Source organism: Synechococcus sp. LTW-G (assembly GCF_054459035.1).
Genome location: NZ_JBTKYW010000011.1, coordinates 1 through 20,177, shown reverse-complemented (window position 1 = coordinate 20,177; position 20,177 = coordinate 1). Strand labels below are relative to the sequence as shown.

Genomic DNA, 20,177 nt, shown 5'->3' with positions numbered 1-20,177 from the left:
ATCTCACTGGAGACCACCGAACGGCATGAACACTCTGTTCATCTACCCCGAGTTTCCCAAGACCTTTTGGAGCTACGAGAAAATTCTCGAGCTCGTGAACCGCAAGGTTCTGCTGCCCCCCCTGGGGATGGTCACGGTGGCGGCGCTGCTGCCCCAGCACTGGCCCATGAAGCTGGTGGACCGCAACGTCGAAGAGGTCAGCGAGGCCGACTGGGACTGGGCTGAGCTGGTGGTCATCTCCGGGATGATCGTGCAGAAGGCCGACATGGCCGCGCAGATCGCCAAGGGCAAAGAGCGGGGTCTTCCTGTCGCCGTCGGCGGCCCCTTCGCCAGCTCCACCCCTGACGCGCCGGAACTGGGCCTGGCGGATTTCAAGGTGCTCGATGAGGGTGAAATCACCCTGCCGATGTTCATCGAGGCGATCGAGAAGGGTGAAGCCGGCGGACGCTTCAGTGCCAACGGCGAAAAGCCGGACGTGACGAGCACACCGGTGCCGCGCTTTGACCTACTGAAGCTCGACGCCTACGACTCGATGAGCGTGCAGTTCTCCAGGGGCTGCCCGTTCCAGTGCGAGTTCTGCGACATCATCGTTCTCTATGGCCGCAAGCCCAGGACCAAGACCCCTGAGCAGCTGATCGCCGAACTCCAGTCCCTCTACGACCTGGGCTGGCGGCGCTCGATCTTCCTGGTGGATGACAACTTCATCGGCAACAAGCGCAACGCCAAGTTGCTGCTCCCGGCCCTGAAGCAATGGCAGATCGAGCGGGGCTACCCCTTCAGCTTTGCCACCGAAGCCTCCGTTGACCTGGCGGCGGATGAAGAGCTGATGCAGATGATGGCCGAGTGCCGCTTCGACTCGGTCTTCCTTGGCATTGAGACCCCCGATGAGGCCAGCCTCTCGGTGGCCGGGAAGCACCAAAACACCCGCAGCTCCCTCGAGGAAGCCGTCGACCGGATCAACTCCTACGGCCTGCGGGTCATGGCCGGATTCATCATCGGTTTCGACGGCGAGAAGACCGGAGCCGGCGATCGGATCGTCGAGTTCGTGACCCGCACCGGGATTCCCGCGGCCATGATGGGGATGCTCCAGGCCCTACCCAACACCGGGCTCTGGCACCGGCTGGAGAAGGAAGGCCGGCTCATCCAAGAGAAGGCCGACGCCAAGGGGGTCAACCAGACCAACCTGCTGAACTTCGTGCCCACCCGGCCGATTCGCGACATCGCCAACGAGTACGTCGACGCCTTCTGTCGCCTCTATGAGCCCCACGCCTACATCGACCGGGTCAAGCACTACTACCTGAAGATGGGCAAGCCGCGCTGGCAGGAATTCGTGCCCGCCACCTTTGGTAAAGCCACCCTGCCCGCCTGGACCGATGTGCGCGCCCTACTGATCGTGCTCTGGCGTCAGGGCGTGAAGCGCAACACTCGCCTGCGCTTCTGGCGATCCCTGCTGGAGGTCGCCCAGAAGAACCCTGCGGTGCTCGAGCAGTTCCTGGTGGTGCTCGCCCACAACGAACACTTCATGGAGTACCGCGCGGTGGTCACCCAGGAAATCCAAGAGCAGTTGGCCGCCCTGCCGCCAGAGCCCCCCAACAGCCCTTCGACGCCAACGCGGGAATTGCAGCCGGCCTAGTCCTGGATGTAGGTGTCGCCGCTCTCGAGAGCCTGCTCCGCCTTCTGCAATTCACGGCCCAGATAAAGGGCGTGATCCAGGCAACTCAAGAGATGGGGGCCCTCCCCTTCCGTCAGCGCCATGCCCAACTCCTTGGCGCTGCGGCCGCGATAGACCGCCACGGCAGCGCGGGGGCCCGCGCCTTTGCAGCTGATCACCTCACCGGTGTCGGGATCGGTGGCTAGCCCTCGGTCATCAATCGCATTGCTGTAGTGCTCCGCGATCAACTCGCCCGCCTCTCGGTCGATCTTGATCAGGAAATAACCGGCGGGATCCAGGGCGATGAAGCGCTGGGAGAGCCCCTCATCGAGGCTGCGGCGCTGCTCTAGCGAAAACGGGCTCATGGGCGGATGCTACGCAGCGGAATCCGTCAGAGATCGCGTCGCCCCCGTGAAGGGGAGCTCGGCATTCACAGCCTCAATCTGACTGAGCTGCTCGCGATTGGCCTCCGGCAACCAGCGCCGGGCAATGGCATCAAAGGGTTCGTGGTACCAGCGGTGCAGGGAGGCATGGGAGCGGGCGACAAAACCGCGGCGGCGCTTGTGACTGCCGCCAGCGCCAGGGTCAAAACGCTGAATGCCGCGCTCAATGGCCCACTGAATCGGGGCGTAGTAGCAGACCTCGAAATGGAGGTTGTCGATCTCCTCGTCACTGCCCCAGTAGCGGCCCCATAGGTGCTGGCCGGTGTGCACGCAAAGCGACATCGCCACCGGATCGTGGGGATCGCCCCGATGGGCGCTGAACAGCACTAGGTGTTCCCGCAGCTCCGCCGCCGCCTCATCGAAGAAGGCTTCTGTGAGGTATTTGCTCCCCCAAGGCCCCCAACGGGCACAGTGCTGGGCATAGAAGTGGTGCATCCGCTCGAGCATCGCTGCCGGCAGCGCCTCCCCCGCCAAGGCCGTCACCGTTATCCCGGCACGCTCCACGGCCTTGCGCTCGCGCTTGATGTTGCGCCGTTGGTTGGCGTTGAAGCTCGCGAGGTAGTCATCGAAGCAGCCATAGCTCTGGTTGCTCCACAGGCTCTGCTGGTTCAGCCAGGTGGCGCAGCCCGCCGACTCCGCCAGGGCCTGCCACTGGGGATCGGCATAGAGAAAGTTGCAGCTGAAGATCTGGTTCTCAGCGCAGAAACGATCAATGCACTGCATCAACAGGGCGGTGACCTGCTGGGCGTCCTCGCCGGCCGCGGTGAAAAAGCGATAGCCCACCACGGGGCTTAAGGGGCTCATGCCCAGCAACTTCGGGTAGTAGCGCTGGCCCAGCTGGGCGGCCAATTCCGCAAAGGACTGATCGAAGACGAACTCGCCGTAGCTGTGGCCCTTGAGATACAGCGGAGCGACGGCGATCAGCTGCTCCTCTCGCCAGAGGCTCAGGTGACAGGGCTGCCAACCCTGGCGAGGCGCGACACTTCCGGAGCGCTCCAGGCCAGACAGCCAGCGCCAGGAGTAGAAGGGGAGCCCAGCCGCCTCCGTGAGGGCCTGCCAATGCGCCTCGGGGATCTCTTCAATCGAACGGTGCCAGCGAACAGTGAGCTCGGCCATCAGCTCAGAACCAGGGGGCGGGCAGCGGGCAGAACGCTAACGGCTACGGCCCTGACCATCGGCGCCCTGAGCGCACCCAGCCAAGCCGGATTGCTCAGCCCCGTGCTCAACCTGATGCGCCCGCAGGTCGAAGCCAGGATCAGCGAGGCCTGCCTGCGCTGGAGTGCCATGGGCAACAGAAGCCTGATCGAGCGGCTCACCCCCGCCTGCCAGGCCCTGGCCGCCCCCACCAGCCGCTGCCTCGTAGCTGAAACGCAATCCAGCGGCCGCAGCTTGGGGGTGATCAGCGAGTTGCTCGCCGGACGCTTTGGCGATGACCTCGAGGTGGTGGTCAAGCGCTGCGCGGGACGGATGCTGGGGCTCTCGCCGGAGACCTTTGGCAAGCTGCCGCTACGGGACCTGGCCGAGCGCTTCAACAGCCTCAAGGCTCAGGCGCGCCGGTAGCGCACAAGCAGCTCGTCGCCGCCCAAGCAGCGCTGCTCCTCGAGCGTCCAGGCACTGGCTTCCAGGGACCGATCGGACTGAACCCAGCCATGGGGTCCTCCCAGCAGTTGAGGCACCAGGGTCAGCTGCAACTCATCCACGAGTCCCTCGGCCAGCAGCTGCGTGGCCAACTCAGCGCCCCCCAAGAGGAGCAGGCGCTCCAAACCAGCGGCGGCCAAGGCCGCCAAGGTGTCTGGCCAGTTCTGCAGCGGCAAGGACCTGTCAAAACCTGAGGGGGCCGCCTCCCCTGGGCCCAGAAGCCAGCGCTGCAGGGGCTGCTGGAACAGGCGCAGGGCTGGATCCCAGCTGAGCTGGCGACTCACCACCAGGGCGGCGGGTTGGGGAGGCCGCCCCTGCTGCTGACGCTGCTCCAGCAGGTCGGCATCACGGATCAGGCAGGTGCAGCCGTGTTCGCGGATGGTCCTACCGCCGACCAGGGCACCATCAGCCCAAGCCAGGGCCTCCTCCAGGACACGGCGGTCTCCCGTTCCTCCGAGTTGGGCCGCACCACCAGCGGCGGGGGCGAGCCGGCCGTCCAGGCTGATCGCTAGAACCAGCCGAAGCTCAGGCGCCGGCAAGGGCTTCGAGGGCCTGGGGGTTCATGCCCAGCTGGGGCACCTCTGCGAACACCTCAGCGGCGTTGTTCGGGCTCTCCTGAAGACGGACCTTGTGGAGCGAAGCCCCCAGGGCCGCCACGGGGGCCTGGAGCAGATCGGCGATATGCAGCGCAATGTTCTCCGCCGTGGGAACCGTGCTGGAGAAGTGCTCGACGTCCTTGTTCAAGAAGGTGTGGTCAAAGGGCTCCACCACCAGCTCGTCCACCGCTGACTGCAGAGCCGAGAGGTCGCAGACCATGCCGGTGCGGGGGTCAATGGCACCCCGAACGGTGATGTCCAGCAGATAGTTGTGGCCGTGGCCATGGGGCCGGGCGCACTTGCCGTAGATCGCGGTGTTCTCCTCGAAGCTCAGCTCCGGTCGTGCCAGGCGGTGGGCTGCCGCGAAGTGGGTGCGGATCGTCAGGAAGGCTTCCATGGAATCGCCGAGCACATCGGCCCAGAGCTTGTCGGTTTCGTAAAGACGGAGCCCCATCAGGGGCAGGTGGGGCGCCAGGCGCTTCCAGATGGCCAGAACCAGGGCCTCGGTGGTGGGCAGGAGCCCCTCAGGACGGCTCAGATCGAATTCCGGCCAGGCCTCGTTCAGGCTGCGGAAGTCGAGCTGGCCGGTGACCTGCTCGCGGATGGCGTGCTTCACGTCCGAGAGGTTGAGCACCATGCCGTTGGCATCGAGCCCGCCACCCATGGCGACGATCAACTCATAGTTGTGGCCATGGCCCGGGGCCAGGCTGCAGGGCCCGAACTGGGCTGCGTTCTGCTCCGGGCTGAGCTCAGGCAGCCAATAGCGATGGCTGGAGCTGAAGGTGGCCCGGCGCGTGATCACGCAGGGCCTGCCCTGACCGTGGGGGGCAGAGGAGACGACGGACACCGGGCTCGCCGGAGGCGCCGCCATCACTGGCGGAGTCATGACAGCGAGTAACGGTTGGTCGCATCTTAAGAATGTTGGTGCTTGCGATGGCGAACCGATGGAGGACACCCGAGTCCAGCTGCGGCAGCGACTGGAGGGCCTGAACCTCTATCTAGTGGGGATGATGGGCAGCGGCAAAAGCAGCGTGGGCCGGCACCTCGCCGAGGCCCTGGAGTACCGCTTCCTGGACGCCGACATCAGCCTGGAACAGGTGGCGGGGCGCTCCATTCCCGAGATCTTTGCCAGCGAGGGCGAAGCCGGATTTCGCGCCCTGGAGTCGGCGGTGCTCAACCAAATTGCCTCCTGGCATTCCCTCGTGGTGGCAACCGGCGGCGGTGTCGTGACCCAGCCGGCCAACTGGGGGGAGCTGCACCAAGGGGTCGTGATCTGGCTGGATGCCCCCGACGCGATCCTGCTGGCGCGCCTCGAGGCCGACCCAACTCCCCGGCCCTTGATGGAAGCGGAGGACCGCGCCGAACGCCTCGCCAACTTGATGGCCGAGCGCCGCCCCCTCTACGCCCAGGCCGATCTACAGATCCTTCAGGACGGACGCCCGGCCGAGCAGGTGGCCCAGCAAATCCTTGAGGCGCTGCCCTCGATCATCAAGGAGCGCACGGCACCGCCCCTGGGTCAACTGCAGGTCACCAGTGACGCCGGCGAGGTGGGAACCTCGATCAACTAACTAGAGGCCCCGGGTGGCTCCAGGCGGATCGCAAACCACTGCACCGTGATCCCCGGCTGGAGCTCCAACTCACAGGCCGTCTCCAGCAGCCGCTGGGCCTGATCCGTCGTCGAGCCAAGGCCTGAGAGGTCCTCGGGAATGGCCTCGAGGGAGTGCAGTTGACGCTCCAACCAAGCCAAGGTCTCCTCGGCTGTGAGCAGTTGCTGGGGGGCCCCTGGCTCCAGCACCACGTAGTGATCCAGCTCGCGGATCAGGGGATCGGACATCGGGCCGTCCAGGCGGCAGGATCACAGGCAGCCTGCCACGTGCCCAGCGATGCCGCTCGCCCTCATCCTGCTGGTGCTGCTGAGCGGAAGCCTCCCGGCCGTGGCGGCCTCAACCCTGGAACAACGCCTGGAGAACTGGCCGCAATGGAGTCTGCCGGCGCCGCTGCCGCGGCCTGGGCGACGCGATCTGATCTATCCCGCCTGGTTTGAAGGGGACTGGAGCGCCACCAGCCGCGATCTCAGCGGCGCGGAGCCTGAGATTCAGTACGCCGTGCGCTTCGTCAAAGATGACGCCGGAAGGGTCGTTGGCGATCGCGCCTTCAATGCCGGGTCCGTCGGTCGCGCCCTGCTGGGCGATCAGCTGCAGCGGGTTCGCAACGATCCGCAGAACCCCAACCGTCAATTGGCGGATTTGAGCGGGGATCAGTCGTTGGAATCCACCGTCATCGGCCGCCGCAGCGAGCAGCAACCCCAGGAGCAGTTTTTGGCGGATGAACTCAGCCTGCAGGTGCTGCATGGCCCAGGGGACCCGCGGGTCAGCCAAGTGGAGACCCTCAGCCGCTACGCCCGGATCGATGCCGATCACATCGAAGCCAGGCAATGGCAGGTCAGCTACGGCTCCCCCGCCGATGGCCTCCGGGCCGAAGCCCAGCGCAGCTGGAGTGGAACGCTGCTGCTCGAGCGCCAGCCCTAGGGACGTCCCAGCTGCAGGCCGAGGCGATCGCGCCAGAGCCAGAGGGATTCCAGACGGGGATCGTCGGCCAGCCCCGCCACCCCGCGTCCCGCCAGGGGGCTCCCGGCGGAGCTGGGGAACTTGATCAAGGACAGCTGGGCGATCACGGCCAGATCGGCCAGGCTCAGCTGATCACCCACCAGGTAGGGCTGGGCCTGCACCAGGGCCGTGAGCTGCTCAAGGCTGCTGCGCAGTTGCTGCAGCACATGCTGATCGAGCACCTGACCCACACCGCTCAGCACCCCGCCCGGCAGGGCACCCACCAAGGAACGCAAGGGCGACGGGGTGGCCTCCGGCAGCAGGCCATCGCGGAGCACCGGATCGCTGGCGGCGGCCTGCACCAGGGCCATGCGCGCACCTGCCGCGAGGGCCGTGTCGGCCCAGTCCTCCAGCAGCATCACCTGGGCCCGCTGGGCCGGATCACTGGGCAGCAGCGCCGGATCAGGGTGCTTCTGCTCCAGGTGCAGGGCGATGGCCGTGGAATCGGCAATCACCTCACTGCCATCCACCAGGACCGGCACCTGGCGCTGCCCCGAGAGCCGGTAGAGGTCCACCTGACCCACACCGGGCGTGACCTCAATGGGGGTGAAGCTCAGCTGCTTGAAGGCGAGCACCAAACGGACCTTCTCGCAGAAGGCGGAATGGCGGAACTGATGGAGCTCCAGCATCAATCGATCGGATCGCGCGGCAGCGAGTGCCCCTTTGGCGGCAGAGTAGCCAGCACTCTTTGATCAGCGCCCCAGCCCCCATGCGGGACTTTTTTCTGAACGTCACGCGCTACCCGCGCTATCTGATCGCGTTCGGGCTTGGCGTCGCCAACTCCGTCCTGGAACCCCTGGCCCAGCGCCGCAGCAATCCCGTCACCGCCGTCGCCCTGATCGGCGCCCTGGTGAGCGGTCTGCTGAGCCTGACCCTGATCCTGCGTGCCATGGTGACTCCAGAGGTCATCGCATAGCCATGGCGCAAGGTCGTCGCGTAGAACGCGTGGCCGCTCTGATCCGGCGGGAGGTCAGTGAACTCCTCGTCACCGGCATCAAGGACGAGCGGGTCAGCCTGGGGATGGTGAGCATCACCAATGTGGATGTCGCCGGCGACCTCCAGCACTGCAAGATTTTTGTCAGCGTCTACGGCAGCGCCGAGGTGCAGCAGCAAGCCCTCGAGGGTCTGCGCTCGGCTTCGAACTACGTGAAAGGGGAGCTCGGCCGTCGCCTGAACATGCGCCGCACCCCCGAGGTGATTTTCCAGTTGGATCGCGGCATCGAAAAGGGCACCTCGGTGCTCGGTCTGCTCAACCAACTCGAGGAGAAGCGCCAAGAGCGCGGCGAGGTTCCTGAAGGCACCGGCCAACAGGAGGATGGAGGCTTCTGAGCTCCGGCGGCAGCTGGCGAGCCTGCTGGTGGTTCGCGGCAGCGGCCATGCCCGAGACCATCAACGCCGCTATCCCCGCTGGGAGCTGAGCAACGCAGAGCTGCGCCAGCTCCTGGGTGAAGGCGTTGGCGGGGTGATCCTGCTGGGGGGCAGCGCCGAAGAGCTGCGGCTCCGCTGCGAGCAACTTCAAGGCTGGGCCGCCGAACCGCTACTGCTCTGCGCCGATGTGGAGGAGGGTGTCGGCCAGCGCTTTGAAGGCGCCAGTTGGCTCGCTCCCCCCCTGGCCCTGGGTGCGCTGCATCAGCGGGAACCGCAACGGGCCGAGGCCCTGGCCGAGGGCTACGGCCGCTGCACCGGCCGGCAGGCGCGACTGCTGGGGTTGAACTGGGTCCTGGGGCCGGTCTGCGACGTCAACAACAACCCAGCCAACCCGGTCATCAACGTGCGGGCCTGGGGGGAAACAGCGCGCACGGCCGGGGCCCTGGCGGCGGCGTTTGTGCGGGGCTGCCAGGGCGAAGGGGTACTGGCCTGCGCCAAGCACTTCCCCGGCCATGGCGACACCAGCTGCGATTCCCACCTGGAATTACCCGAGCTGCCCCACGACCGAGGGCGGCTGGATCAGATCGAACTTCCGCCGTTTCAACAGGCGATTGGCGCTGGGGTCGCCTCGGTCATGACCGCCCACCTGCGCCTGCCGGCCCTGGACCCCAAGCGTCCGGCCACCCTGTCTAAGGCCGTCCTGACTCAGCTGCTGCGGGGGGACCTGGGCTTCCAAGGCCTGGTTGTGACCGACGCGCTGGTGATGGAGGCGATCAGCCAGCACCACGGCAGCGCCGAAGCGGCCGTTCTCGCCTTTGAAGCGGGGGCTGATCTGATCCTGATGCCCGCCAATGCCCAGGAGGCGCTCGATGGACTAGTGGATGCGGTCCAGAGCGGCCGGATCAGCCAAGCGCGCGTGGACGCCAGCCTCCAGCGACGCCGGGAGGCCCTGGCGCGCTGCTCGCCTGCCCAGGAACCGCTGGAGCAGCTGATCAGCCCGGGCGAGCGGCAGCTGAGCGCTGAACTGCTCGCCCTCAGCCTGATTCGCCAAGGACCGGGCCAGCTGCCTCCTGGACCGGGTCTGAACCTGATCCGGCTGGACAACCAACTCAACGCGCCACAGCTGCCCCTGGTGGCGCCGGCCCTGCTGCGGCCCGCCGCCCTTGGCTATGAGCCACGGCTGATCGACGCCCGCAGCCCCAGCCCCTGGGGCCCAGACCCCGAGGCACCCCTGTCCTTGGATCGCCTGCCGGACGGCCCGGTCCTGCTGCAACTGCTGGTGCGGGGGAATCCCTTCCGCGGCAGTGCCGGCGGCGATGAACCCTGGCCCCAGGTGGTGCGGCAACTGCTCGCGGCCCAGCGCCTGGCGGCTCTGGCGGTCTACGGCAGTCCCTACCTCTGGCAGGCCCTCGAACCCCTCCTGCCGCCGGATCTACCCGCCGCCTACAGCCCGGCTCAGATGCCCCAGGCCCAGGCCCAGGTGCTCACGGCCCTGGGGTTACCCGAGGCGGCGCTCGAGGGCGGCTTTACCGACTAAGCGAGCCACTGCCACTAGCCTCGGGCCGTCTTCTGCGGCCGCCGGCACCCACCATGCTCAGCCTCTCGATGATCGTTCGGGATGAAGCCGGACAAATCGAGGACTGCCTGCGGTCCGTCCAAGGCTTCGCCGATGAGCTGGTGGTGGTGGACACCGGCTCCAAGGACAACACCGTCGCCTTAGCCCAGGCCGCTGGCGCCCGGGTGGAGGCGATCGAGTGGCCCGGGGACTTTGCCCCCGCCCGCAACCAAGCGCTCGAGATGGTGCAAGGCGACTGGGTGCTGGTGCTGGACGCCGATGAACGGCTCAAACCGGAGGCCTGGAAGCCCCTGCGGGCCCTCATGGCGCAACCGGATGTGCTGGTGATCAACCTGCTGCGCCATGAGCGCGGCGCGATCCAGTCGCCCTACTCCAACGTCAGTCGGCTCTTCCGCCGCCATCCGCGCATCCGCTGGAGCCGGGCCTATCACTCGATGATTGACGACAGCGTCGCGGAACTGCTCAAGGAGGAGCCGCAGTGGCGCATCGCCGATTGCTCCGAGCCCGCCATCGATCACGACGGCTACCGCCCAGAGCTCTTGGCCCAAGGCAACAAACCCGAGCGGTTACGCCAGGCGATGGAGGCCGAGCTGCAGAGCCGTCCCGGCGACCCCTATGCCTGCGCCAAGTTGGGCAGCCTGGAGATCGCCGAAGGCAACCTCGAGCGGGGCCTGAAGCTGCTGCAGGAGGGCCTGGCGAACTGCCCAAGCGAAGCCCAACCCGAGCGCTACGAGCTGCTGCTGCATCTGGCCCTCGCGGAAGCCAGCCGCGACCCCCAGCAAGCGGAGCGCTACTACCGCCAAGCCCTAGAGATCCCCCTGGCACCCCGCCTGAACCTGGCAGCCCAGCTGAACCTGTCGGCCCTGCTGCTGCAGCTCGGACAACTGGAGGAGGCGGAAGCCCTCAGCGCCCGCGCCACCCGCGTCGCCCCTGAGATCGGCCTGGGCTGGTACAACCTCGGCCTGATCCGCCGCAAACAGGGCAATCTTGCCGGGGCCCTGGAGGCCTACCGCGAAGCCAAACGGGTCAATCCCGGCCATGCCGAAACCCACCAGAACCTAGCCGTCGCCCTGCTGCTGGGCGGCGACATCGATGGTTCCCGCGGCAGCTTCCGTGAGGCGATCCAACTGCTGATTGACCAGGGACGCACCCAGGAGGCCCAGCGGCTGCACAAGCAAGCCGGAGAACTGGTCAAGCTCGAGGGCTGAGGGATGGCGCTGCAGGGACGCACCATCGCGGTCACCCGGGCTGAGCAGCAACTGGGGACGGCGCGGCAGCTCTTCGAGCAGGCGGGAGCCAGCGTCCTCGATCTCCCCGCCCTGGTGATTGGCCCGCCCGATGAGTGGGGCCCCCTCGATGACGCCCTGGCGGAGCTCGAGGAGTTCCACTGGCTGATCGTCTCCAGCAGCAATGGGGTCGATGCCGTGGAGCAGCGGCTGCAGCGCCAGGGCAGCAGCCTGGCCCGGCGACCCAGCAGCCTCAAGATCGCCGCGGTCGGCCGCAAAACAGCCGCGCGCCTCGACGAGCTGGGAGCGGCCGCTGATTTCGTGCCGCCGGCCTTCGTCGCCGACAGCCTGATTGAGCATTTCCCGGTCTCCGGCTGGGGCCTGCGGCTGCTGCTGCCGCGGGTCCAGAGCGGTGGACGCACCCTGCTGGCGGAAGCCTTCGGCGAGGCCGGAGCACGGGTGGTGGAAGTGGCGGCCTACGAATCGCGCTGCCCCAAAACGCTGCCGGCGGCCACCGCCACGGCCCTCGCCGAGGGACGGGTCGATGCCATCACCTTCAGCAGCGGCAAGACCGTGAAACACACCATCCAACTGCTGGAGCAGCAGTTCGGCGCGAGCTGGAGGGAGCCGCTGGAGCGGGTCCAACTGATTTCGATTGGCCCGCAAACCTCAAAAACACTCCAGGCGCTCCTGGGTCGCGTTGACGCGGAGGCCAACCCCCATGACCTCGATGGGCTCGTGGCCGCCTGTGCCCTCGCCCTTAAAGACTGAGCACCCGCTGCTGACCGGCCTGGTTCAGGTGCAATTGACCGCGCCCCAGATCGATGCCCGTCACGGTCCAGCCCGGGGGCAGCAGGGCCGGCAGACCGGAGCCAGGGCAGAGGCCCTGACGGCCGATGCACACCGTGCCGCTCTGGCCACCTAGGGAGACCAGGGCCTGGGCGCTGCGGCCACTGCCGATCAGGCCCGTGAGCTGGAGATCCGACTGGGGAGTCTCGCTCGGGGGGCTTGCCGGCGCAGCCGTGACCGGTGCGAAGGGGTCAATGCGGCCATGGGGTTGGGCCTGAACCACCTCCTGGGCGCTCGGCATCGCGATGAAGCCCGGCGATGGGGTGAGCGGCGTCGGCTCTGAGACGCGGGCGGGGGGAATCGCCGTTCCCGGGGCAAAGGGCGCCGTGCTGCTCTCGCCTGTGCCGCAGGCCGCCAAGGCCAGCAGCACAGGCAGGACCGCAATCAGTTGGTTAGTGCGCCTCTTGGCCATAGCCACTCTGGACGAGATCGCGGAAGCGATCCAGGTTGGCCTGGAGCTCCTTGGTCACGATCCCCCCCAGGATGGAGGCATCCATCAGCGGCGCCAACACCCCCGGCAGCTCGTAGCTAACGCTGAGCTTCACGGCCGTGCTCTCGCCGCCCTGGGGATAGAAGCGAACGGCCCCTTTCGTGGGTAGGCCGCCGACGGATTCCCAATGGAGCTGTTGGGCCTCCACCCGCTCGGTAATCCGCGCCTTCCAATGGAAGCGAAATCCCTGGGCCGCCAGGGTCCAGTCGGTGAGATCGGGGTCCCCGTCTTCGGTGGTGACGGACTCAATCCAGTTCATCCAACGGGGCATGGCCTCCAGGTCACTCCAGACCGCCCAGACCCGCTCGGCGGGGGCCTTCACCTCGGTGGTGACGCTGTGTTCAAGCCAACGGCCCATGGTCTCTAGGCAACGGATGCATTGGTGGCCAGCTCCGCCTGACGACCCAGGATCGCGGCAGCGGCAAGACGCCCACTCATGGTGGCGCCTTCCATCGAATCGATGTAGTCCTGCTTGGTGTAACTACCGGCCATGAAGAAGTTGGTGACCGGCGTGGTCTGGTCCGGGCGGTAGGGCTCCATCCCCGGGGCCTCGCGGTAGAGGGACTGGGCCAACTTGACGACGTTGCTCCAGACCAGGTTCAGGTTTTTGGCCGAGGGGAATAGGCGCCGGACCTGGGCGTCGGTCGCCGCGACGATCTCCTCGGTTTTCTTGGGAATCCAGGGATCACCGGGGGTCAGCACGCACTGCAGCAGGGAACCCACCCCCTCCTTGCGGTAGTCCACGGGACTGGCCAGGGCCAGGTCGGCGAAGCAGCTGAAGTCCGCATCCGCCGTGTAGAGCAAGTTGTCCAAACCGGCGGGACGGGCCACATCCCGGCGGGCGGCCTCGGCCATGGGGGAATCACCCAGTTCGGTCACCCAGCCGTCGTAGCGGAGTTGGACCGTGGCGACGGGGACTGCCTCGAGCTTGTAGAGGTTGTCGAACAGGGGCCAACGGCGCCAGGACTCAGGCACCATCCGCTGAATACCAGGGACGTCGCAGGCCGCCAGGTAGGTGTCGGCCTCGACCTTGAGATCACCATCAGGGGTGCCGAGGGTCAAGCCGGTGACGCGGGTCTCGCCGGCGACCTCTTCAAACTGGACCTCGGTGACCCGGTGGCGCAGATGCAAGCGCGCGCCTCGCTCCTGGATGTACTCGAGGATCGGGCCGGTGAGCCAGCGGTGGGGTGAACCCTTCAGCAGGTTGAGCTTGGAGGCCTCGGTTTTGGCCGCGAACATCATGAAGATGGTCAGCATGCAGCGGGCCGAGATCGCCTCGCAATCGATGAAGCCCAGGGCGTAGGCGATCGGATTCCACATGCGGCGAATGCTCTGCTCGCTGCCGCCGTGGCCCAGGAACCACTGCTGGAAGCTGATGCGATCGAGATCGCGAATCACCTTCATCGCCCCCTCGTAATCCACCAGACCGCGGACGATCGGGCTGGTGCCCAGGGCCAGAGCATTGCGCAGCTTGTCCAGCCAGTCGAGCTGCGGCGTGGTGAAGAAGGCCTTCAGGCCGTTAAAAGGTGCGCCGAGTGCAAAGCGGAAATCCAGCTCCCGCAGATCCCCACCCGAATTGACGAACAGGTGGGTGTGGTCCTTGGGGAGCAGATTGTCGATCGCCCCCACCTTGCGCAGCAGGGCGAAGAGATTGGCGTAGTTAAAGAAGAAGACGTGCAGGCCCATCTCAATGTGGTTGCCGCCGTCATCCACCCAGCTGCCGACCTTGCCGCCCATGAACGGGCGCGCCTCATAGAGGTCCACCTGGTGGCCAGCCTCCACCAGATCCACCGCCGCCGCCAATCCGGCCAGACCCGCACCCACGATGGCGACCCGCACCCTTGTTCTCCCACGAATGGGGTGACTCTATGGAGACGGGCGTCTCGGCAGGGGGAGGAGAGCCTCCATACAGTGGGTGCATAGGCATGGCCCCGATGACCAGCGAGACCGCCACTCCAGTCGCGACCCACACCGGCAAGGACGGCAAGGGAATCCTGATCACCGAGCCGGCGATGAAGCAGCTGGCCACCCTGCTTCCGGCCCAAGGGGAGGGGAAGGTGCTCCGCGTCGGCGTGCGCTCCGGCGGCTGCAGCGGCATGAGCTACACGATGGATTTCATCGATGGCAGCGAGATCCGCGAGGACGATGAGCGCTACATCTACGAGCCCAGCGGCGCCCCCAGCTTCACCGTGGTGAGCGACCCCAAGAGCCTCCTCTACATCTATGGAATGCAGCTGGACTTCTCCAGCGCGCTCATCGGTGGGGGCTTCAACTTCACCAACCCCAACGCCACCCAAACCTGTGGCTGCGGCAGCTCCTTCGCGGTCTGATCCCCCTCGGGTGCGAATCTGAGCTCACGAAACGGCACGCCCTCCGCCATGACCGCCACTGACGCGCCCTCTCTGTTTGAGCAGGCCCTGAAGAGCTACAACGAGGGCGCTCCGCTGTCTGAGGTGATCGCCAGTTTCCAGGAGATCACCCAACAGGACCCTCGGCTGTCTGCGGGCTGGACCTGCCTGGCCTGGCTGCAACTGCTGGACAACCAGGTGCAAACGGCCCTGCGCTCGGCCCGGATGGCGGTCAAGCTCAACCCCCAGGACCCCCAGGCCCGGATCAACCTGAGCCTGGCGATGCTCGAGAACAACGTCAAAGGGGTGCGGGAGCACATCGAGCTGGTTCAGCGCGTGCGGCTGATGGCCCCTGAGATCGGCGAAGAACTGGACAACTCCATCGCCGATGGCCTGGCCCGTCGCCCCGACTGGCAGGCCCTGCAGAAGGTCAAAGCTTGGCTGCACGGTTGATGGATCAGCAGGGTCAGCGGCGCGTTCTGCTGCTGAGCAACGGCCACGGCGAAGACCTCAGCGGCGCCCTGATCGGAACAGCGCTCCAGCATCAAGGCTGCAGCGTTGAAGCCCTGCCCCTTGTGGGCCACGGCCAGGCCTACGTCCAGGCGGGTATCACCACGCGAGGGAAGACCCGCGAATACAGCACTGGAGGACTGGGCTACACCAGCCTGATCGGACGCATCACCGAGGTCGTGCAAGGGCAGGTGCTTTACCTGCTCAGCCGGCTACTGCTGCTGCTGCGCATTGGCCATCGCTACGACCTGATTCTGGTGGTGGGGGATGTCATCCCGGTGCTGGCGGCCTGGTTGAGCCGCCGGCCGATGGCGACGTACCTGGTGGCCTACTCCAGTCACTACGAGGGACGCCTGCAGCTGCCCTGGCCCTGCGGCGGCTGCCTCAAGTCCAAGCGCTCGCTGGCGATCTACAGCCGCGATCAGTTGACCGCCAGTGACCTCAGTGAGCAGCTGCAGCGGCCGGTGCAGTTTTTTGGCAACCCCTTCTTTGATGGGGCCCTGGGCGCCAGCGAAGGCCTCGCCGGTGCCCCGCGCCAGCGGCTGGGGCTGCTGCCCGGCAGCCGCCTGCCGGAGGCCCTGCACAACCTCGAGCTGATGCTGCGGGTGCTCGAGCGCCTGCCCGAAGCCCTACGTCCGCCGCAACGGTTGGGATTACACGCTGCCCTGGTGGGGAAACTGACGCCCCAGGAGGTCGCCCCCCTGGCCAGTCGCCTGGGCTGGCGTCTGGAACTGGAGAGCAGCAGCCGCTGCAGCTTGCAGCGGGGCCCCTTGCACCTGCAACTGGAGTGGGGGCGCTTCGCCGCCGTGATCCAACAGTGCGACCTGCTGCTCTCGATGACCGGAACTGCTGCCGAGCAGTGCGTGGGGCTCGGCAAACCGGTGCTGCAGCTCGTCGGAGAGGGGCCGCAATTCACCGAGAACTTCGCTGAGGCCCAGCGGCGTCTGCTGGGGCCGGGACTGTTCTGTGCCCCCGGCAGTGGGGGAAGCGATGCCCAACTGCGGGGCACCGCTGAGCTGCTGGAGCAACTGCTGAACCGGCTGCTGAGCGATCAGCGCTGGCATGAGGAACTGCGGCAGCTTGGCGAGGAGCGGATCGGCAGCGGCGGCGGTGCCGCCAAGATGAGCGCTGATTTGTTGGAGCGTCTGGCGCAGCGCCATGGCTGAAGCGACCCCACCCAGCACCGGCCAACGCCTCAAGGGCTATCTGGATGCGGTGCTGGTGGCGGACGTTTTCGTGGTGATCGCCGGCGCCATCTGGTTTGGGGTGGCGGTGGTCTGCCACAGCCGCGGCATCGAGGCACCCCTGAACCTGTTTCAGACCCTCTGGGAGCCGCTCTTCACCCCAGCCATCGGACTGCTGATGGGAGCGGCGATCCTCAGCGGGATCCTGGGCTGGGCGCTCAAGTGGTGGCGCGCTCGAGAGCAGCGCTGAGCTCCCCGTCTTCAAAGACAAAGCCCTGCTGCTGCAGGCGCTCCGGCAGGACCTGCTGACCTTCGAGCACCACCTTGGCGCCATCGCCGAGCAGCAGCTGCAGGATCGGCGATGGCACCGGCAGCAGGCTGGGGCGCCCGAGGGCCTGACCGAGGGCCGCAGCGAAGCGGGCCATGCTGCAGGGGGCTGGGGCCACCGCGTTGTAGGCACCCTGATAGGCGGGATTGGCCAGGGCCTCGGCGATCAGGCGGCAGAGGTCCTGGCGGGTGATCCAGCTCATCCACTGTTGGCCGTTGCCAATCGGTCCGCCAAAGCCCATCCGGAAGACCGGCAGCATCTTGCCCAGGGCACCGCCGTCGGCGCCGAGGACAATCCCGATCCGCAGAACCACGACGCGAGCAACGCTTGAGGCCGCCTCGGCTTCCTTCTCCCAGGCCTGGCAGAGCCCGGCCAGGAAGTCACTGCCCGCGGGGCTGGTTTCGCTGAAGCGCCCGGTCTCGCTGGTGCCGTAGTAGCCGATGGCCGAGCCACTGATCAGGGTCTGGGGGCGCTGGCCTTCGGGGAGCGCCTGCATGGCAGCCACCAGGGCACGGGTGGTGTGGATGCGGCTGCTGCTGAGCAGGGCCCGGTGGGCGTCGCTCCAACGCTTCTCGGCGATGGGCTCACCCGCCAGGTTGATCACCGCCTCACTGGAGGCCAGGGCCTCTTGCACCGCGGGCAACTGCCAGCTGGCCGCCTGAGCGGGGTCCGCCTGAAGACGCTGCAGTTGGGGGGACTGCACTGACGCCAGAGGCGCACTGGAGCGGCTGAGCAGCACCAATTGATGACCCGCCGCGAGCAGCTGCGGCACCAGGGCCCGGCCGACAAAACCACTGCACCCCACCAGCAGAATCCGCACGCGCCAAGAGCCCTTGAACTGGGGCCAAGGCTAGGGACCCTCTGGAACTCCGAGCGGGAACTAGCCTGTCGGCTACCCGACCTCATTGCCATGGCCGAAGCGACCGCCATCAAGAAAGGGGCGCTGGTGAAGGTGAATCGCGCGGCCTACGGCGGCAGCCTGGAGTCCAAGGCCAGCGACACCACTGCTCCGGACTACCTCTTCGAGGGCCCGGCTGAGGTGCTGCTGGTGAAGGGGGACTACGCCCAACTGCGCTATCGCCGTCCGGTGCCCGATGTCTGGCTGCGACTGGATCAGCTGGAAGCCTTCAACTAAAGGTCCAGTCGCCGGCGCTCTGCCTGCAGCCGGGTGCGCCGTTGTTTGGCTTCCCGCAACATCTCGCGGCCGTCGTGGAGGTAGTTGTCGACGTAGCCCATGGTGTAGCGCTCCAGTTCGACCACGGCGTCCTTGACCTGGGAGAGACAGTGGTAGACGCTCAGGCTGAAGCCCTGGGCTGAGGCCGGTGCGGCCATCGACCGATAGAGCGTCTCCACCTTCTCGAGCTTGGCCTGGCTCTGCTCGAGGTAGCTGCAGAAGGCCTCCATCAGTTGGTCGTCGTAGGGGTCGGCCGAGAGCGCCTTGAATTCAGCAGGGAAGGGATTGATCACCTGACCCAGCAAGCGATCGATGGGTCCGTAGACCGTCTGCAGCCAGAGCAGCAGGGCCTCATCACCGCGAGCTGATTCCGCCGTGGCCTTGCGGGCCGCCCGGCCCGCCGCTGCGGAGCGCACCGTGGATTCATGGCTGCTGACGACGCGGTGGCGGTCGTGTTCAGCGCGGCGCTCCCGATCCCGCAGGACCTCCCAGGCCGCATTGATCGCCAGGATCGCCTCTTCATCTCCCCCGGCATCGGGGTGGTGCTGTTTGACCAAAGCCCGGTAGGCCGCCTTGATCTCCGCGCCACTGGCTGAAGCCGCCACACCGAGCACCGCATAGGGATCGCGGGTGGACTGGGGCATGCATCTCAGGCCAGAGCTGCACCCATCCTTAAACAGCAAAAAGCCCCCCGCCAAAGGCGGAGGGCCCGGGGTGATCTGAGGACAATCAGAAGCGGAAGGTGGTCATCACCAGGCCGCCAAAGACGTTGTCCTTGGCGTTGTACGCACCGCTGCTGGTGTTGTACTTGCCGTACTGACCGTCGAGGTTGTTGATGTAGTACAGGGCCGGCTTGACCGAGATGTTGTCGGAGACCTGGTACTCGTACCACCACTCCCACATGGTGTTGGAGTCCATCGGGGTGCTGGCTCCAGCGACGGTGCCGATGGAGCCGCCGCCGTTATCGCTCACGTAGGGAGCCTGACCAACGGCCATGCCGGCCTTATTACCCTTACGCAGGGCATCGTTCCACTGCAGACCAACCATCCAGGACTGGGTCTTGGCCCAGTTGTCGGTGCGGTAGGGGATACCGCGGAAGGTGGCATTCTCCGAGTTGGTGGAACCCCAGCCGAGGCTCACGGTTGGGATCCAACCGGTGTTCTCGGGGATCCAGTAACCGCTAACGCCATAGCTGTTGTTGGCGCCGGTGCGGCCGACATCGAAGCCGTAGGGGGTGGCGCGGTGCAGCTTGGAGTTCTGGGCATAGGTGTAGGCCGCAGCGATGCCGTAGTTGCCACCGATCAGCGGGGTGTTCTGACCCAGGTAGCCCAACTGCGTCACCGAGACGCTGTTTGAGCCATTGGTCATGATGCCGCCGGTGCTGGGGTTGCCGTCGGACCCATCAGCGGAGACGTAGTTGCTGCTGATGGCGAGGCCTTTGATGCCAAGCAGCTTTTTGTAGGTGCCACCAAAGCCGGCACCGAAACCGCTCTTGTTGTAGACGCCCGGTGAGCCCGCGCGGGTGAAGAAGTCCAGCAGACCCGGCTTGTAGACCGAAGGAACGCCGATGGCGAGCATGCCGGGGTCGTCAATACGAACCCGAGCACCGACGTTGAACTTGAGCCTCTCGCCCACAGGGAAGGCGTAGAAGAGACGGTTCACGCCAACGACGTTGGCACCAGCCGGCTCCTGGAAGGCCGGATCGAGCTTGAGCAGACCGTAGTTGTAGGCGCTTTCTTGGAAATTACCGGCGCGCAAGAGAGTGCGCAGCAGGTCCTTACCGGTGAAGCTGGTGTCGAGATAGAGGCGCTGGTCGTAGTTAAACGTGGTGGCACCACGATTCGCTTTTTTAAACGCCGTTGTGTAGGGAGTTCCTACATCACCAGCGGCCGTATTCGTGCCGGTGAAGCTATTCGCACCCACAACGAATCGAGTGAAACCACGCAGCTTTGTGGTGGTGGAGAACTGGGTCGCCTGCAGTTCACCAACCTTGGCCTCGAGGCCATCGACACGGCCGCGGGTGATGGCGAGCTCACGCTCGAATTCCTTCATCAGGCGCTTCAGCTCGTCGGTCAATTCAGTGATCCGGTCGAGGCAAGCGTTCAGCAGTGCGGCCGCTTCATAGCGGGTCATCGCACGGTTGCCGCGGTAGGTGCCGTTGGGGTAACCAGCGACGCAGCCGTAGCGCTC

26 protein-coding genes are annotated in these 20,177 nt (G+C 66.3%); 14 read left to right on the top strand and 12 right to left on the bottom strand.

The genetic code is table 11. The features are described 5' to 3' along the window. Positions 1–25: 25 nt before the first annotated feature. Positions 26–1,633, top strand: coding sequence for a B12-binding domain-containing radical SAM protein (locus ACXIQ9_RS12150; protein ID WP_459016798.1), 1,608 nt, complete (start codon positions 26–28; stop codon positions 1,631–1,633). On the opposite strand, the gene ACXIQ9_RS12145 is transcribed toward ACXIQ9_RS12150, so the two are convergent. Together ACXIQ9_RS12145 and ACXIQ9_RS12140 are read right to left on the bottom strand one after the other, a co-directional pair. Then, complete coding sequence (locus ACXIQ9_RS12145; RefSeq protein ID WP_459016797.1) at positions 1,630–2,016, bottom strand: DUF4346 domain-containing protein; 387 nt, start codon at positions 2,014–2,016, stop codon at positions 1,630–1,632. The genes ACXIQ9_RS12150 and ACXIQ9_RS12145 overlap by 4 nt on opposite strands. A gap of 9 nt (positions 2,017–2,025) precedes the next feature. Further along, positions 2,026–3,210, bottom strand: coding sequence for a GNAT family N-acetyltransferase (locus ACXIQ9_RS12140; RefSeq protein WP_459016796.1), 1,185 nt, complete (start codon positions 3,208–3,210; stop codon positions 2,026–2,028). 90 nt (positions 3,211–3,300) lie between these two features. On the opposite strand from ACXIQ9_RS12140, the gene ACXIQ9_RS12135 reads away from it, so the two are divergent. Then, a complete protein-coding gene (locus ACXIQ9_RS12135) occupies positions 3,301–3,654 on the top strand; it encodes a hypothetical protein (protein WP_459016795.1) in 354 nt (117 codons plus the stop codon). Here the strand turns inward: ACXIQ9_RS12135 and ACXIQ9_RS12130 are convergent. Together ACXIQ9_RS12130 and ACXIQ9_RS12125 are read right to left on the bottom strand one after the other, a co-directional pair. Then, complete coding sequence (locus tag ACXIQ9_RS12130; RefSeq protein WP_459016794.1) at positions 3,639–4,271, bottom strand: dihydrofolate reductase family protein; 633 nt, start codon at positions 4,269–4,271, stop codon at positions 3,639–3,641. The two genes, ACXIQ9_RS12135 and ACXIQ9_RS12130, sit on opposite strands and share 16 nt — an antisense overlap. Continuing rightward, a complete protein-coding gene (locus ACXIQ9_RS12125; protein WP_459016793.1) occupies positions 4,258–5,214 on the bottom strand; it encodes a 6-carboxytetrahydropterin synthase in 957 nt (318 codons plus the stop codon). Before ACXIQ9_RS12125 ends, ACXIQ9_RS12130 begins: the two co-directional genes overlap by 14 nt. A gap of 58 nt (positions 5,215–5,272) precedes the next feature. On the opposite strand from ACXIQ9_RS12125, the gene ACXIQ9_RS12120 reads away from it, so the two are divergent. Further along, a complete protein-coding gene (locus tag ACXIQ9_RS12120; RefSeq protein ID WP_459016792.1) occupies positions 5,273–5,896 on the top strand; it encodes a shikimate kinase in 624 nt (207 codons plus the stop codon). Here ACXIQ9_RS12120 and ACXIQ9_RS12115 read toward each other — a convergent pair. Further along, positions 5,893–6,162 (bottom strand): CRR7 family NDH-1 assembly protein, encoded by a 270-nt coding sequence (locus ACXIQ9_RS12115; RefSeq protein ID WP_247476960.1) that lies wholly within the window; start codon positions 6,160–6,162, stop codon positions 5,893–5,895. The two genes, ACXIQ9_RS12120 and ACXIQ9_RS12115, sit on opposite strands and share 4 nt — an antisense overlap. A gap of 49 nt (positions 6,163–6,211) precedes the next feature. On the opposite strand from ACXIQ9_RS12115, the gene ACXIQ9_RS12110 reads away from it, so the two are divergent. Further along, positions 6,212–6,856, top strand: coding sequence for a DUF6816 family protein (locus tag ACXIQ9_RS12110; protein WP_459016791.1), 645 nt, complete (start codon positions 6,212–6,214; stop codon positions 6,854–6,856). Here the strand turns inward: ACXIQ9_RS12110 and ACXIQ9_RS12105 are convergent. Beyond that, positions 6,853–7,563, bottom strand: a complete 711-nt coding sequence (locus ACXIQ9_RS12105) for a glutathione S-transferase family protein (protein WP_459016790.1) — start codon at positions 7,561–7,563, stop codon at positions 6,853–6,855. The genes ACXIQ9_RS12110 and ACXIQ9_RS12105 overlap by 4 nt on opposite strands. A gap of 80 nt (positions 7,564–7,643) precedes the next feature. Between ACXIQ9_RS12105 and ACXIQ9_RS12100 the strand changes: the two genes are divergently transcribed. Genes ACXIQ9_RS12100 through ACXIQ9_RS12080 form a run of 5 tightly spaced genes read left to right on the top strand, consistent with a single transcriptional unit; the run spans position 7,644 to position 11,875 of the window. Next, positions 7,644–7,850 carry a DUF751 family protein gene (locus ACXIQ9_RS12100; RefSeq protein ID WP_010313223.1) on the top strand — a complete coding sequence of 69 codons (207 nt, stop codon included), beginning with the start codon at positions 7,644–7,646 and terminating at the stop codon, positions 7,848–7,850. A 2-nt stretch (positions 7,851–7,852) separates the two neighbouring features. Beyond that, positions 7,853–8,263, top strand: coding sequence for a 30S ribosome-binding factor RbfA (rbfA, locus tag ACXIQ9_RS12095; protein ID WP_247476954.1), 411 nt, complete (start codon positions 7,853–7,855; stop codon positions 8,261–8,263). Next, complete coding sequence (locus tag ACXIQ9_RS12090; protein ID WP_459016789.1) at positions 8,250–9,839, top strand: glycoside hydrolase family 3 N-terminal domain-containing protein; 1,590 nt, start codon at positions 8,250–8,252, stop codon at positions 9,837–9,839. Before rbfA ends, ACXIQ9_RS12090 begins: the two co-directional genes overlap by 14 nt. A 53-nt stretch (positions 9,840–9,892) precedes the next feature. Further along, entirely contained in the window at positions 9,893–11,086 is a 1,194-nt protein-coding gene (locus tag ACXIQ9_RS12085) for a glycosyltransferase family 2 protein (protein WP_459016788.1), read from the top strand. A 3-nt stretch (positions 11,087–11,089) separates the two neighbouring features. Next, complete coding sequence (locus ACXIQ9_RS12080) at positions 11,090–11,875, top strand: uroporphyrinogen-III synthase (protein ID WP_459016787.1); 786 nt, start codon at positions 11,090–11,092, stop codon at positions 11,873–11,875. Here ACXIQ9_RS12080 and ACXIQ9_RS12075 read toward each other — a convergent pair. The 3 genes from ACXIQ9_RS12075 to zds are packed head-to-tail and all read right to left on the bottom strand — an operon-like array spanning position 11,865 to position 14,282. Beyond that, the gene (locus ACXIQ9_RS12075) at positions 11,865–12,365 is read right to left on the bottom strand and encodes a hypothetical protein (RefSeq protein ID WP_459016786.1); all 501 of its coding nucleotides are present in this window, start codon (positions 12,363–12,365) and stop codon (positions 11,865–11,867) included. The genes ACXIQ9_RS12080 and ACXIQ9_RS12075 overlap by 11 nt on opposite strands. Beyond that, positions 12,346–12,801, bottom strand: coding sequence for an SRPBCC family protein (locus tag ACXIQ9_RS12070; protein ID WP_010313234.1), 456 nt, complete (start codon positions 12,799–12,801; stop codon positions 12,346–12,348). Before ACXIQ9_RS12070 ends, ACXIQ9_RS12075 begins: the two co-directional genes overlap by 20 nt. Positions 12,802–12,806: 5 nt before the next feature. Further along, a complete protein-coding gene (gene zds, locus ACXIQ9_RS12065; protein WP_296416339.1) occupies positions 12,807–14,282 on the bottom strand; it encodes a 9,9'-di-cis-zeta-carotene desaturase in 1,476 nt (491 codons plus the stop codon). A gap of 95 nt (positions 14,283–14,377) precedes the next feature. On the opposite strand from zds, the gene ACXIQ9_RS12060 reads away from it, so the two are divergent. From ACXIQ9_RS12060 to ACXIQ9_RS12045, 4 genes are read left to right on the top strand one after another with little or no spacing between them, the layout of a single operon-like run. Next, entirely contained in the window at positions 14,378–14,773 is a 396-nt protein-coding gene (locus tag ACXIQ9_RS12060; RefSeq protein ID WP_010313238.1) for a HesB/IscA family protein, read from the top strand. Between the two features lie 48 nt (positions 14,774–14,821). Beyond that, a complete protein-coding gene (locus ACXIQ9_RS12055) occupies positions 14,822–15,244 on the top strand; it encodes a hypothetical protein (RefSeq protein ID WP_459016785.1) in 423 nt (140 codons plus the stop codon). Then, positions 15,244–16,467, top strand: coding sequence for a lipid-A-disaccharide synthase-related protein (locus tag ACXIQ9_RS12050; protein WP_459016784.1), 1,224 nt, complete (start codon positions 15,244–15,246; stop codon positions 16,465–16,467). The genes ACXIQ9_RS12055 and ACXIQ9_RS12050 overlap by 1 nt, the downstream gene beginning before the upstream one ends. Further along, complete coding sequence (locus ACXIQ9_RS12045; protein ID WP_010313244.1) at positions 16,460–16,735, top strand: hypothetical protein; 276 nt, start codon at positions 16,460–16,462, stop codon at positions 16,733–16,735. Before ACXIQ9_RS12050 ends, ACXIQ9_RS12045 begins: the two co-directional genes overlap by 8 nt. Here the strand turns inward: ACXIQ9_RS12045 and ACXIQ9_RS12040 are convergent. Further along, on the bottom strand, positions 16,704–17,633 hold the full coding sequence (locus ACXIQ9_RS12040; protein WP_459016782.1) for a TIGR01777 family oxidoreductase: 930 nt from the start codon (positions 17,631–17,633) through the stop codon (positions 16,704–16,706). The two genes, ACXIQ9_RS12045 and ACXIQ9_RS12040, sit on opposite strands and share 32 nt — an antisense overlap. 90 nt (positions 17,634–17,723) lie before the next feature. Between ACXIQ9_RS12040 and ndhO the strand changes: the two genes are divergently transcribed. After that, positions 17,724–17,948, top strand: coding sequence for an NAD(P)H-quinone oxidoreductase subunit O (ndhO, locus tag ACXIQ9_RS12035; RefSeq protein WP_247476935.1), 225 nt, complete (start codon positions 17,724–17,726; stop codon positions 17,946–17,948). Here the strand turns inward: ndhO and ACXIQ9_RS12030 are convergent. Both ACXIQ9_RS12030 and ACXIQ9_RS12025 read right to left on the bottom strand, forming a co-directional pair. After that, positions 17,945–18,631, bottom strand: a complete 687-nt coding sequence (locus ACXIQ9_RS12030; RefSeq protein WP_459016781.1) for a J domain-containing protein — start codon at positions 18,629–18,631, stop codon at positions 17,945–17,947. The genes ndhO and ACXIQ9_RS12030 overlap by 4 nt on opposite strands. Positions 18,632–18,716: 85 nt before the next feature. Next, a partial coding sequence (locus tag ACXIQ9_RS12025) for an iron uptake porin (protein ID WP_459016780.1) occupies positions 18,717–20,177 on the bottom strand: 1,461 nt, incomplete at its 5' end.

What these genes read in the sequence shown, in the direction of transcription:
- ACXIQ9_RS12150 (WP_459016798.1), top strand. Translation starts at nt 26, where the DNA reads ATGAACACTCTGTTCATCTACCCCGAGTTTCCCAAGACCTTTTGGAGC.
- ACXIQ9_RS12145 (WP_459016797.1), bottom strand. Translation starts at nt 2,016, where the DNA reads ATGAGCCCGTTTTCGCTAGAGCAGCGCCGCAGCCTCGATGAGGGGCTC.
- ACXIQ9_RS12140 (WP_459016796.1), bottom strand. Translation starts at nt 3,210, where the DNA reads ATGGCCGAGCTCACTGTTCGCTGGCACCGTTCGATTGAAGAGATCCCC.
- ACXIQ9_RS12125 (WP_459016793.1), bottom strand. Translation starts at nt 5,214, where the DNA reads ATGACTCCGCCAGTGATGGCGGCGCCTCCGGCGAGCCCGGTGTCCGTC.
- ACXIQ9_RS12120 (WP_459016792.1), top strand. Translation starts at nt 5,273, where the DNA reads ATGGAGGACACCCGAGTCCAGCTGCGGCAGCGACTGGAGGGCCTGAAC.
- ACXIQ9_RS12115 (WP_247476960.1), bottom strand. Translation starts at nt 6,162, where the DNA reads ATGTCCGATCCCCTGATCCGCGAGCTGGATCACTACGTGGTGCTGGAG.
- ACXIQ9_RS12110 (WP_459016791.1), top strand. Translation starts at nt 6,212, where the DNA reads ATGCCGCTCGCCCTCATCCTGCTGGTGCTGCTGAGCGGAAGCCTCCCG.
- ACXIQ9_RS12105 (WP_459016790.1), bottom strand. Translation starts at nt 7,563, where the DNA reads ATGCTGGAGCTCCATCAGTTCCGCCATTCCGCCTTCTGCGAGAAGGTC.
- ACXIQ9_RS12100 (WP_010313223.1), top strand. Translation starts at nt 7,644, where the DNA reads ATGCGGGACTTTTTTCTGAACGTCACGCGCTACCCGCGCTATCTGATC.
- rbfA (WP_247476954.1), top strand. Translation starts at nt 7,853, where the DNA reads ATGGCGCAAGGTCGTCGCGTAGAACGCGTGGCCGCTCTGATCCGGCGG.
- ACXIQ9_RS12090 (WP_459016789.1), top strand. Translation starts at nt 8,250, where the DNA reads ATGGAGGCTTCTGAGCTCCGGCGGCAGCTGGCGAGCCTGCTGGTGGTT.
- ACXIQ9_RS12085 (WP_459016788.1), top strand. Translation starts at nt 9,893, where the DNA reads ATGCTCAGCCTCTCGATGATCGTTCGGGATGAAGCCGGACAAATCGAG.
- ACXIQ9_RS12080 (WP_459016787.1), top strand. Translation starts at nt 11,090, where the DNA reads ATGGCGCTGCAGGGACGCACCATCGCGGTCACCCGGGCTGAGCAGCAA.
- ACXIQ9_RS12075 (WP_459016786.1), bottom strand. Translation starts at nt 12,365, where the DNA reads ATGGCCAAGAGGCGCACTAACCAACTGATTGCGGTCCTGCCTGTGCTG.
- ACXIQ9_RS12070 (WP_010313234.1), bottom strand. Translation starts at nt 12,801, where the DNA reads ATGGGCCGTTGGCTTGAACACAGCGTCACCACCGAGGTGAAGGCCCCC.
- ACXIQ9_RS12060 (WP_010313238.1), top strand. Translation starts at nt 14,378, where the DNA reads ATGACCAGCGAGACCGCCACTCCAGTCGCGACCCACACCGGCAAGGAC.
- ACXIQ9_RS12055 (WP_459016785.1), top strand. Translation starts at nt 14,822, where the DNA reads ATGACCGCCACTGACGCGCCCTCTCTGTTTGAGCAGGCCCTGAAGAGC.
- ACXIQ9_RS12050 (WP_459016784.1), top strand. Translation starts at nt 15,244, where the DNA reads ATGGATCAGCAGGGTCAGCGGCGCGTTCTGCTGCTGAGCAACGGCCAC.
- ACXIQ9_RS12045 (WP_010313244.1), top strand. Translation starts at nt 16,460, where the DNA reads ATGGCTGAAGCGACCCCACCCAGCACCGGCCAACGCCTCAAGGGCTAT.
- ndhO (WP_247476935.1), top strand. Translation starts at nt 17,724, where the DNA reads ATGGCCGAAGCGACCGCCATCAAGAAAGGGGCGCTGGTGAAGGTGAAT.
- ACXIQ9_RS12030 (WP_459016781.1), bottom strand. Translation starts at nt 18,631, where the DNA reads ATGCCCCAGTCCACCCGCGATCCCTATGCGGTGCTCGGTGTGGCGGCT.